The sequence below is a fragment of the Bergeyella cardium genome, from assembly GCF_003614945.1.
Taxonomy (GTDB): Bacteria; Bacteroidota; Bacteroidia; order Flavobacteriales; family Weeksellaceae; genus Bergeyella_A; species Bergeyella_A cardium.
In genome coordinates this window covers 80,001-92,464 of sequence record NZ_QYCZ01000001.1, presented here as the reverse complement: position 1 = coordinate 92,464, position 12,464 = coordinate 80,001, and the positions used below count along the sequence as shown (strand labels likewise).

The 12,464-nt window shown below is 40.0% G+C and carries 8 protein-coding genes (1 of these 8 only partly in view); 7 read left to right on the top strand and 1 reads right to left on the bottom strand.

Going from position 1 to position 12,464, the window contains the following annotated elements:
* Positions 1-61: 61 nt before the first annotated feature.
* Positions 62-775 (bottom strand): biotin--[acetyl-CoA-carboxylase] ligase, encoded by a 714-nt coding sequence (locus D8991_RS00400; RefSeq protein WP_120488236.1) that lies wholly within the window; start codon positions 773-775, stop codon positions 62-64.
* Between the two features lie 89 nt (positions 776-864).
* Between D8991_RS00400 and rsfS the strand changes: the two genes are divergently transcribed.
* The 7 genes from rsfS to pta all read left to right on the top strand — a co-directional run.
* Positions 865-1,233, top strand: a complete 369-nt coding sequence (gene rsfS, locus D8991_RS00395; RefSeq protein ID WP_120488235.1) for a ribosome silencing factor — start codon at positions 865-867, stop codon at positions 1,231-1,233.
* Positions 1,234-1,255: 22 nt separating this feature from the next.
* A complete protein-coding gene (ftsH, locus tag D8991_RS00390) occupies positions 1,256-3,229 on the top strand; it encodes an ATP-dependent zinc metalloprotease FtsH (protein ID WP_394364121.1) in 1,974 nt (657 codons plus the stop codon).
* 148 nt (positions 3,230-3,377) lie between these two features.
* Positions 3,378-3,962 carry an LUD domain-containing protein gene (locus D8991_RS00385; RefSeq protein ID WP_245957157.1) on the top strand — a complete coding sequence of 195 codons (585 nt, stop codon included), beginning with the start codon at positions 3,378-3,380 and terminating at the stop codon, positions 3,960-3,962.
* Between the two features lie 11 nt (positions 3,963-3,973).
* A complete protein-coding gene (locus tag D8991_RS00380; RefSeq protein ID WP_120488233.1) occupies positions 3,974-4,837 on the top strand; it encodes a phosphatidate cytidylyltransferase in 864 nt (287 codons plus the stop codon).
* A 6-nt stretch (positions 4,838-4,843) separates the two neighbouring features.
* A complete protein-coding gene (locus D8991_RS00375) occupies positions 4,844-5,500 on the top strand; it encodes a phosphatidylserine decarboxylase family protein (protein WP_120488232.1) in 657 nt (218 codons plus the stop codon).
* A 249-nt stretch (positions 5,501-5,749) separates the two neighbouring features.
* Complete coding sequence (locus D8991_RS00370; protein ID WP_120488231.1) at positions 5,750-10,129, top strand: T9SS-dependent choice-of-anchor J family protein; 4,380 nt, start codon at positions 5,750-5,752, stop codon at positions 10,127-10,129.
* 315 nt (positions 10,130-10,444) lie between these two features.
* Positions 10,445-12,464 carry the 5' portion of a phosphate acetyltransferase gene (gene pta, locus D8991_RS00365; RefSeq protein WP_120488230.1) on the top strand. Its footprint extends 59 nt past the window's final position, so the window shows 2,020 of its 2,079 coding nt (coding positions 1-2,020); the start codon lies at positions 10,445-10,447; the stop codon falls past the right edge of the window.

Below are 12,464 nucleotides of genomic sequence, written 5' to 3'. Positions count from 1 at the left end.
TTTTCAGTATAAACACAGTTTTGAAATTACCAAAAACAGACTTGAGCTATTAATTCTAAAGTTAATAAAGCATTTCTATTTCTTTATGAAAGAATTTTTGGAGCCCATCTTTTTCGAGGAGAATATGAAGAAAACCTTTCTCATCAGCATATTGAATAATGCCATTTTGTCTGATATTACTTTTAGAAAAAAGAGCTACAGAATTTCGGCAGAAGAGGTGGTGATTATATCTTTCCAAGATGTTGTATGAAGGCTGATGAGTGATATGTTTTGTAAAATAGAAATGAAAATTTTCAGATAATGAGGTGAGATTAAACCTTTGATGGGTTTGTGTAAGTATTGAGCCTGCTTTGGTTAGCTCTGAAAAATCCCGCTGTAGAACATTAATCCCTATACCGATAATATAAAAACTCTTACCATCAATTTTTATTTGCTCTATAAGAATCCCTACTACTTTTTTTCTATTGATAATAATATCATTAGGCCACTTGATAAAGACTTCCTCATCTGACAAATTGTCAAGAAAATCCCGAATAATAACAGCGGTATAAAAATTGACAAAATTGCCCCCTATTGGGATTAAGCTCGCATCTATTAGTAGAGAGTAGGCTATATTTTGGTCTTTGGGCATCTTCCAAGTATTGCCATACTGCCCTTTTCCATTTATCTGATTAAATGTATAAATTGCGATATTTGGTCGGCTGGGAGTATGATAATTCAGGATGGCTTCATTGGTAGATTCTAAGCTTTCTGATAGATAGAAGAGAGGATACATTTAAGAAATATTTATAATATTGAGATGCCAAACCTAAACATTAATACAGAAAAAAACAATAAATTTGCACGATTATACCCTAATTTTAGATGAATAAACTAACAGAAAAACAATTATTAATAGACAAGATTGTAGAGGCAATACAAGATACAAAAGGTGAAGATATTAAGATCTTTGACCTTTCTACTATTGAAAACTCAGTAACTGAGACTTTCATTATATGCAGTGGAAACTCTAATACTCAAGTATCTGCCATAGCCGGGAGTATAGAAAAAAAAGTTCGTAATGAGTTAAAAGATAGACCTTGGCATGTGGAGGGGGCAGATAATGCACTTTGGATTTTGGTAGATTATGTGTCTGTTGTCGTACATATTTTCCAGAAGCATATACGCGATTATTACGAGATAGAAGAGCTTTGGGGAGATGCCAAAATTACAGAAATACAGAATTTAGACTAAGCAATAATCATTGAAATAAAAGATAATGAATAGCAAAGGATTTAATTGGTTTTTTCCAATTGTCATTATAGGTATATTGTATATTTTTTTCCAGCCTTCGTTTGGAGGAGCTGATGCTAAGAGGATAGATGAAGATACCTTTTTTCAGAAATTAAAAGAAGGCAAAGTAAGCAAAGTTGTCGTTTATAAAGATACCGATAAAGCTGAAGTATTCTTAACCAAAGAAGCAAAAGTCGAGCACATCACCAATAATAAGCCATCTATGAACCCATTAGATGGTCTTACAACTAGAGTTGTTCCTGATTATGACTTTACTTTTGGTGATATAAAGTCCTTCCAAGACGAGTTTAAAAAAGTAAAAGCATCAAACCCCGAAGTACAAACAAAAATGGATTTTAGCAAAGAGAGAAATCCATTGGTGGAAATCCTCCTCCCTATACTTATGTGGGTAGGTCTATTGGGTATATTCTATTACTTTATATTTAGGAGAATGAATGGCGGTTCTGGAGGTGGAATGTTCTCCATCGGAAAATCAAGAGCTAAGCTCTTTGATGAAAAAGATAAAATGCAAATTACCTTTAAAGATGTAGCAGGTTTGGAAGGCGCTAAGGAAGAGGTACAAGAGGTAGTAGATTTCCTAAAAAATGCAGATAAATATACCAAACTCGGAGGTAAAATCCCAAAAGGAATGCTCCTCGTAGGCCCTCCAGGTACAGGTAAAACCCTATTGGCAAAAGCCGTAGCAGGAGAGGCACAAGTACCTTTCTTCTCCCTCTCAGGTTCCGATTTTGTAGAGATGTTCGTCGGTGTAGGAGCATCTCGGGTGAGGGATTTATTTGCACAGGCAAAAGCCAAATCTCCAGCGATTATTTTCATAGATGAAATAGATGCTATCGGTAGAGCCAGAGGTGGAAAAAACTTTACTGGAGGTAATGACGAGAGAGAAAATACCCTCAACCAACTCCTCACCGAAATGGATGGCTTTGGCACAGATACCAATGTGATTGTAATGGCAGCAACCAATAGAGCAGATATATTGGATAAAGCCTTGCTCCGAGCTGGAAGATTCGACCGCTCTATCTATGTGGATCTGCCAGAACTTCACGAGAGAAGAGAAATCTTTGAGGTACACCTTAAAAACATAAAAATCGATGACTCCGTAGATAGAGAATTCCTAGCAAAACAAACCCCTGGCTTCAGCGGTGCTGATATCGCAAATGTATGTAATGAAGCTGCTCTCATCGCTGCCAGAAACGGAAGAGAGTCCGTTACTAAACAAGATTTCTTAGATGCTGTAGATAGAATTATCGGAGGATTGGAGAAAAAAAATAAAGCAATTAAACTCTCCGAAAAGAAAAGAGTTGCTTACCACGAAGCAGGGCACGCTACTGTATCTTGGCTTCTTGAGCACGCTGCTCCACTTCTTAAAGTGACTATTGTGCCAAGAGGACGCTCGTTAGGTGCTGCTTGGTATCTACCAGAAGAGCGACAGCTTACCACTACCGAACAAATGCTCGATGAAATGTGTGCTACCCTCGGTGGTAGAGCAGCAGAGCAAGTGATATTTAATAATATATCTACAGGAGCCCTATCAGATTTGGAAAGGGTAACCAAGCAGGCGCAAGCTATGGTAACCATCTACGGACTTAGCGAGAATATCGGTAATATATCTTATTATGACAGCTCCGGCCAGTCGGATTACAGTTTCAATAGACCTTATTCCGAAGAAACAGCAACAAAGATAGATGCAGAGATTAAGTCCATTATAGAAAACCAATACCAAAGGGCGATAAGCATCTTAACTGATAATAAGGACAAACTTGATATCCTTGCCAATAAGCTCTTGGAGAAAGAAGTGATCTTCCGCGAAGACCTCGAAGAGATTTTTGGAAAGCGTGCTTGGGACCCCGAACTTACAGAGCAACCCCTCCAAGAGGAGCTCAATAAAGAACAAGACAGCACGCAAGAAGCAGAAGAAATAAAATTGGAAAATTAAAGGTTTAATATTACTAAACGAGTTTGGAGATTATCTTCAAACTCATTTTTTTATTAGAGAAATTCGTCTGTTTTTAAAAATTATTCTTACATTTTTCATTTAGTTATATAATTTTTATACTTTTGTCTACAAAATCAGTTAGCTAACCTTGAGATTAATTAGAAATATACTAAAACTATTTACTCCAAAGCAGGAAGAAGATGATGAGCTTAATCTTGTAAGATTGGGGGATGAGCTAAAACATGCTGATATGGACTACAAGTTTGCCCAGCTTTTTAGTCATTCTGGCGGTATATTTTCTTATTGTGTAGATGAAGCAGAAGCACTCGGCATCCTCAATCAAATTATAAAGAACGAAGACTTGAAATCTGTATTCTGCTGCGATGAAGACTTAAAGAATTTTCTATCTGTACTTAATGTACCACAATCAACTGAGCTAACGCTAAATAACGATGCTGCACTCATCACTTGCGAATATCTTATAGCACATAATGGAAGTATAATGCTTTCGTATAATAATATTTTACATTATCATTCCTCTCGGTTACCAAAGAAGGTGATTATTATGGCAAATGTCTCTCAGATTGTTCCTGATCTTAATATGGCAATGATGAAGATAAAACGCCGAAAAACTATGCTAAAAAACCTTACTTCCATCAGTGGTAGCCAGTCTAAGTTAGGAGGTACAGAGGCGAATCATACCAAACTCTTCCTATTATTACTTGAAGATTAAAACTTAGTATTTTGGATAAAAACTTTTTTCAGAGGATTGTTTTCGGATTGCTTTATTGTTTAGTTGTGGTGTTTTGCACTCATCCTATGGGTTCAGAATTACTACAAAATATTTTTCCTGTACAGCAGTATCAGCTGTATTACGGGCTTATTGTTTTCTTTATCCTCGTGGGTTTATGGGAGTGTGTTAGAATAATGGAGTTTAGGAAAGGCTGGGAGAGGCTTGCCGTTTTCCCCATTGCAATACTTATCTTGTATAGATTTTCCAAGAAATACTTCTACCACGGGTTTTCATTTGAGTTTAATCTATCTGAAATCTTAGGACTTTCCCTTATTCTCATTGCTGTCATTACACTGTTCAGGTTTAAAAGCGAACTGGACTTTGAAAGCGGGAAGCTCATTTTTACCCTAATCTATGTTCCTCTTACTTTCGGTTATGCCTTAGCTTTGCCTTATTATAATAGTGAGAACACTTTCAGTCTCGAACCTTTATTTCTTTTCATATTGATTTGGAGTAGTGATTCCTTTGCCTACCTCTCTGGAAGGCTATTCGGCAAGCACAAAATGGCACCCACCATCTCCCCTAAAAAAACTTGGGAAGGCTTTGCAGGAGGGGTATTGCTTACACTGATCTTCTCTTACTTTATTGAGCAGAAGTTTGGCTATCTTCGGGGGAATTGGATGGTTGTAGGCTTCCTCGTCGCTGTATTCGCTCCGATGGGTGATTTAGTGGAAAGCCAGCTCAAGCGAACCTTTAATGTGAAAGATAGTGGAAACATTATTCCCGGACACGGTGGGATACTCGACAGGCTCGACAGTTTTATGATTTGTGCTCCTGTTCTATATTTGTACTTTATTTTAGATAAACTTTTATAATTAATTATGAAATTACATAGAGAAGGAAAAGGTAGTATTGTATTGGCTACGGTGATTGTATTAGCGGTGTATATCCTCAGCACTCTATTTTTAAGTGCTTGGGCTTGGCTTATCACTTTACCCTTTTTGGTGCTTTATGCTCTTGTTTTGTGGTTCTTTCGAGTACCCAATAGACAAATTGGTGAGTACAAAACAGAAGTAATAGCCCCTGTAGATGGTAAGGTGGTAATGATAAAAGAAGTGGAGGAAACAGAATTTCTTAAAGAAAAATGCATACAGGTTTCCATTTTTATGTCTCCGCTTAATGTTCATATCTGCCGATACCCTGTTACAGGTAAGGTGATTTACAAGAAATACCACAAAGGCAAATACCTGATGGCTTGGAATGAAAAGTCCTCCACCGATAATGAGAGAACTACTGTGGCGGTAGAGACTCAGACTCATCACAAAATAGTTTTTCGCCAGATTGCGGGCTATATAGCCAGAAGAATCGTCTTCTATACGAATGTAGGTGATGATGCTAAAGCAGGGCACGAGTTCGGATTCATTAAATTCGGTTCCCGAATGGATGTATTCCTCCCCCTTGATACTCAAATTCTCTGTAAGATAGGTGATACTACTAAGGGTGGACTAGACACCATCGCACAATTGAAAGACCATTAAGCTCCATAAAAGCATAAAAAGCAGTATAGAATTTCTGTACTGCTTTATTTATTATCGCTTGCGGATCTTGCCACTGAGAAGATTTATTGTCTTAATTGTAAATACCTTGTTTGCAAATTAGGAGATAGAAATACTCTTTTTCAGGTTTAGGAAGCACAGTAATATTCAACATCAATCCCCAACATTAGGTTTTGGTATTTAATTAAAAAATCCGTAGTATTGCTCAGTTTATTTTAAATCAAAATAATAATGACTAAATCTATATTTAAAGTAGGAGTGCTTGCACGAAACTTACCCATAGCACTCTGCTACTTATTTGCTTCAGCAGTATTCGCTCAGAATGCAGAGGAAATAAGAGCCATTCAAGGCAAAACCGATCTAAAAGCCCTCAGCCAGCTCAGTAGCCGTATTCAAAAAGAAGAGATGAGCACGGCAAGGCTTCAATCCAAAGCAAAAGAGCTCAATATCCCTTTCACAGGGGAAGTGGATGGCAAGCTGTATCAGCTACAAGGCTTCAATCATAATGGACTGCCCTTCTATTATATAACAGATAATGTAGGGGCTGCCGAATCTGTCTACACCAGCATCCTGCAAAACAGCCCTGCGTTTAACCTCCAAGGAGATGGTATTACCCTTCGCGAGTGGGATGCGGGAGCGGTGAGAATTTCCCATCAAGAGTTTGGTGGAAGAGCTAAAATGGGAGATTCCTCTAAATTCCCTAATAGCCACTCTACCCATGTGGCGGGTACGATGATCGCCAGCGGTATAGATAAGCAAGCCAAAGGAATGGCTCCAAAAGCAGAGCTTATTGCCTATGATTGGACGGATGATTCTAAAGAAATGTCAGACGCTGCAACTAATGGAGCCCTTCTCTCTAACCATTCCTATGGTACTACAGCGGGCTATCAGCAAGGCAACTGGTCAGGATTTACAGGCTGGCACTGGTTCGGTGAGGAAGATGAAACCGAATTCATAGGCTATGGTCATTATGGAGAAAAAGACGCAAAATGGGACTTGATTTCGAGAAACGCTCCGTACTACCTCTTCCTAAAAGCAGCAGGTAACCCAAGAGGAGGCGGGCCAGAGCCTGGCGGAGTTCATTATGTAAGAAGGAAAGAAAATCAGCGCATCGTTTGGGTTCGCTCTACCAAAACCCGACAAAAGAACGGAGGTGCAAGTGGCTTTGATTGTATTGCCAACGGAGGAACGAGTAAAAATGGACTCATTATCGCAGCAGCCCATAAAATACCGGGAGGTTACAAACAGCCAAGTGATGTAAAAGCAGCGAGCTTCTCAGCTTTCGGTCCTACCGATGATGGTCGTATCAAGCCAGATTTAGCAGGTATAGGTGTAGGTGTATATTCTACCAACTCCACAGGCGATGACCAATACACCTCTTTAAATGGTACCTCAATGGCGTCTCCAAATGTAACGGGCTCTCTTGCCTTATTACAAGAGCATCATAATAAATTGTACCGTTCGTTTATGAAATCTGCTACCCTAAAAGCATTGGCAATTCATACAGCGAACGAGGCAGGTAAGCACCCTGGTCCAGATTATCAATTCGGTTGGGGGCTTCTCAATGCATATAAAGCCGCAGAGGTATTATCAACAAAAGACAAGTACTCAAAAGTAGAAGAAGCTACTTTAAATAACAATACTCCTTACACACTTAAGCTCACTGCTCTGGGGAATACTCCACTTATTGTAACCATTGTTTGGGATGATGCCGTAGTAGAAAAACTTCCAGATTATGTATTAAACAACAGAGAATCTGTCTTGGTAAATGACTTAGACCTCCGTATCTCTGATGGAGCAACCACTTTCTTCCCTTGGGTATTGGATGTGGAAAATCCAGCCAACGCTGCTACAAAAGGAAATAATGTAAAAGACAATGTAGAGCAAGTGGTAATAGAAAACCCAGTTGCTGGTCAGGAATACACTATTACCGTAAGCCATAAAGGAAGCCTAAGAAAGAATGATAATGATGGAAAACTCGTCCCAGCAACTTCTCAAGACTTTTCTCTTATCGCAACGGGAATTAATACAGGTGTTGCAAATGACTTAGCCTTAAAATCTGTATCCTTGCCACAAGCGAAGGACTATACTGACCAAACACCAGTAACGGTAGAGGTAGAGAACTTAGGAAGTACATCTGCAACAGGAGCTAAACTTAAATACAAACTCGTCAATGCAGATACTGATGCAGTAGAGCACACAGGAGAAGTAGCATTGGAAGAAATTGCTAAAGGAGCAACACTTAGCAAATCGTTCAATGTAAATTTATCCAAATCATTTGTGAACTATAGCATAGAGGCAGAAGTAGAATTTACAGGTGATGAAGTCGCTATAAACAACGCTGTATCTGCAAAAGCCTACGGTATTATTGCAACGGTAGAGAATGTAGGAGAATCCTATTCCTACGGCTTTGAGGAAGAATTAGAAAAGAGCGGTTGGACAGTAGAAGATACAGATGGAAACGGAAGAACCTGGCGAGTATATCCAGATATTAAATTAGCAAGAACAGGCAAGAGCTTTGGAGTGAATTTCCCTAACAGTACTAAAGGAGCGGACGACTGGCTATTCTCCAACCCAATAAAAGTAAAAGGTGGCAAGCCCTACCGACTGAGATTCTACCTCCGAAAGCTCAATAAAGATGCAGAAGAATCCCTCAAAGTATTCTATGGAGCACAGCCAGATAAGACTTCTATGACAAATCAGCTCGGTGAGAAGCTCATCGCCTCCGAAGATTTGGAGTACCAACAAGTCATTAGAGAATTTACTCCAACTCAAGACGGGATTATCTATTTCGGTTTCCACAATAAGGTAGATGCCGATAAATCCTCCTATGCTATTGGTATAGATGACATCCTTGTAAGGCGCTCCGAAGGCAAGCCAGATGCAGACTTCAAACCGAGTAAAACGAAAGCCAATTCCTACGAAACTATAGAGCTACTAAACCAAACAGCAAATGCTCCTTCGCAGCCTGCCACTTATGAATGGTCATTCAGCCCGAATACAATAGAGTATAAAGACGGTACTGCTAGTACTTCCGAGCACCCGAAAGTGAGATTTATAGAAGAGAAAGCGTACTCTGTAACCTTAAAAGCCAAAAATACTTCAGGTGAAGATTCTATACAAAAAACAGCACTTATTACCATTAAGAATACCCCTACGAAAGCCGTATTTACCCCTTCTAATTCGAGGGCATACGCAGGTGAGGGCATTGTACTCATCAATCAATCCACAGGAGACCCTCTTCCTACCGAGTTTGAATGGACTGTAAGCCCAAGCGAAGACGCTGAGTTTATCAACGGAACTTCTACCACCTCCTCCAGCCCTATACTCAAATTCAATAAAGAAGGAGATTATACAATATCATTAAAGGCAACCTCCCCTCATAATGCAAATACAGTGAAGCAGAAAATAAGCATCTCCAAAGTGCTGAATAAGGTTACTCACCTTACCGCTACCCAGCGAAATAATACGGTTGATTTGAAATGGGTAAGACCGCTCATTGCTCCCATTTATACCGAAGGTTTTGAGCTGGATATGCCTGCTGATATCACAGTGATAGATGCCAATAGAGATGGCAATAGCTGGGAAATAACAACTAAATACCCTAACTCTGGGCAGAAAGGTGTGGCAAACTTCTCCTCTGGTAAAACTGGCGACATTACTGTGGATGACTGGCTCATTACTCCAAAAATCAAGAGCGGTGCAGAAGTCCTCAAATACTACGAGAAGCACTTCTTCAAAGAGAGGTATGATGTCTATGTAGTCCCTGCTCCTACTTCTGGTAATGCCCCAACCATTGATGAAATCAAAAACACTGGAAGCATCGTCTATAAGTTTGATGCAGGCTATACAAGTGGCGACTTCAAGCAGAACACGGTGGACATTAAGCAACACACCGCTCAGGACTTCTTTGTGGCATTCCACCACAGAACCCAAAAAGAGGATAAAGGTTTCTACTTTGCTTTAGACGACATCCAAGTGGGGTATAGAGACAGAGTAAGCGCCGACAAAACTCCTCTGGCCAATAAAAAGCAGTCGGCATCAGTGCCTATCTCAGATTTGAAGAACAATGCCAATGAAGATATTCTTATCCTCGATACTAAGCCTGATGAGCTGCTTACTGTCAATTCTCAAGGGCTGCCTACCGAGATGGGCGTTCTCAATCTCCCCACCCTTAAAGGCTACGAAATCGTGAGAAATAATGTAAAACTCACCGATATCACTGATATCAATACCTTGAAGCATACCGATACTCTTACCCAAACAGGTTCTTATACCTACGATGTATATGCGGTGTACTCCGATGGTAAGAAGTCTGATAAGGTGAGCGTAAGCATTACCATCTCCGATCTCTCTTCTTCCGAAGTGGTGAAAGGCGGTCTGAAAATCTATCCAAACCCATCTGATGGTAGATTTATCATCGAGCTGGGTAGCGGTACTTCTTCCCTTGAAGCGCAAGTGTATGACCTCTCAGGCAAGCTGATCTTCAAGAAGGAGTATAGCGGTAGCAGAGCAGATCTCAACCTTACTCAGTATCCGAAAGGAGTATATCTATTGCACCTCACCAACAACAAAGGCGAGAAGCAAACGGCTAAGCTCATCGTTCAGTAAGGTAAGTTTTTCATAGCTTAATCATTTGAAAGCGGGTTAATGAATTATTAGCCCGCTTTTTCTAATCATAGAAATCTACATTCAATAAAAACTGGATTGTCCCCCACAAAAAAATTTAATCATATCTAAAAAAATAGTACAGACCTACTGAAATCACCAATTATCTATCCCATTATCAAATTTTAAATACACCCTATTTAATAGAAAAATACAATTATTATAATAAAATACGCATCAGTCTTTATTATTCTCATAAAAATGTTTACTTTTACGCCATTATTTTAATTATTAACCCTATAATAACCTCATATCAAAATGAATAAGTCCATCTATATCATCACTCCTGATAGCTACAGCGGCAAGATTCTCGTGAGTCTTGGAATAATGCAAACCATTATCAGAAATACGCCTAATGTGGCTTACTTTAAACCTATTCTGGAACGAGCAGATGACAATCATATCTCTACGATGATTTCTCAGTTTAACCTGAATATGAAATACGAAGAGGCATTTGCCTTTACGCGAGACCAGGCAATTACACTGAAAAATCAGGGTAAAATCTCTGAGGTCTATGATACGATTATTAATAAATATAAGGCTTTGGAAGAGCGGTTTGACTTCGTTCTTGTAGAAGGGGTAGACCTTGCGAAGGAGTCCAGCACTTTTGACTTTAATTTTGATATTTCCATCATTCGCTCGCTCAACACCCCTGCCTTAGCTGTAGTAAAAGACAGCTTCACCACAGAAGAAGCCCTCCTTAGCCATACCAGAGTGGAGCTGAATACCCTACTGGAAAATGAGATAAAAGTACTCGGACTTTTCATTAACAAAGCCGAAAATCATACTTCTGAAACCAAACAAACCCTCGAAAGAGAATTTAAAAACATACATTTCACCATCATTCCACAGGAAGAAATTCTGGAAAAACCAACATTAAAGGAAATAGCCAATGCCCTTAATGCCGACTTCCTCTACGAAGACAAAAATGTAAATGTAATCGCTCAAAAGACCATCGTTGGAGGGATGAGATTGCACAATTTCCTGCCTCGCCTTACCGAAAATTGTATTGCAGTAATACCAGCAGACCGCTCAGACCTTATCGTGGGGACACTTGCAGCGAGCTTCTCTACCAACTACCCAAGAGTAGCGGGTATTGTGCTCTATGGTGGCTTTGAGCCAGAAGAGGCGATTAGTAAAATCATCGAGGGAACCAGCATTGGTGTTCCTATTATCCACGCTCAGACGGGAACCTACGAAACGGCAAATATCATTGGGAATATACGGTCGAGAATCTATCCAGAAAGTGAAGAGAAAATCAAACTCTGCCTACAGCTCTTCGATAAGCACACCGATATTTCTGACCTCAACACAAGGATTTCCTCCTTTAAATCTGACACCCTTACACCAAGGATGTTCCAATACAATATGGTAAAAGCTGCTAAAAAAGCACAGAAACATATTGTACTCCCAGAAGGTACAGACGACAGAATCCTTACCGCTGCCTCTCAACTCGCAAGTGATGAGCTGGCAACACTCACCATCTTAGGAGAGCGAGACGGCATATTGAGAAGAGTAAATGAACTCGGATTGAAGTGGAATAATGACAGAATATCCATCATTAACCCTATTGAAAGCCCGAAATATAAAGACTATTACGAGAAACTCTACGAACTGAGAAAAGCAAAAGGTTTGGAGCTCTCCCAAGCAAAAGACCTAATGCTCGATGTTTCCTACTTCGGAACAATGATGGTCTTCTTAGGCGATGCCGACGGTATGGTATCTGGTGCTGTAAATACTACGGCACACACCATTCTCCCATCGCTACAGTTCGTAAAAACAAAAGCGGGAGTGAATACCGTATCCTCCGTATTCTTTATGCTCCTCCCAGACAGAGTGCTGGTATATGGCGACTGTGCCATAGTGCCAAACCCTACGGCAGAGCAGCTTGCAGAGATTGCCATTACCTCTGCAGATTCTGCTAAAGCATTCGGTATAGAGCCAAAAGTAGCCCTTCTCTCCTACTCCTCTGGAAACTCTGGAAGTGGTGCCGATGTAGATAAAGTACGCTCTGCAACTGCCATTGTGAAAGAGCAGAGACCAGATCTCCTCGTAGAAGGTCCTATTCAGTACGATGCTGCGGTAGATCCAAAGGTGGGCTCACAGAAAATGCCTAATTCTCCAGTAGCTGGGCAAGCAAATGTGCTCATCTTCCCAGATTTGAATACGGGGAATAATACCTACAAAGCAGTACAGAGAGAAACGGGAGCTCTTGCCATCGGTCCAATGCTTCAAGGGCTTAAAAAGCCTGTGAATGACCTTAGCCGAGGCGCTACAA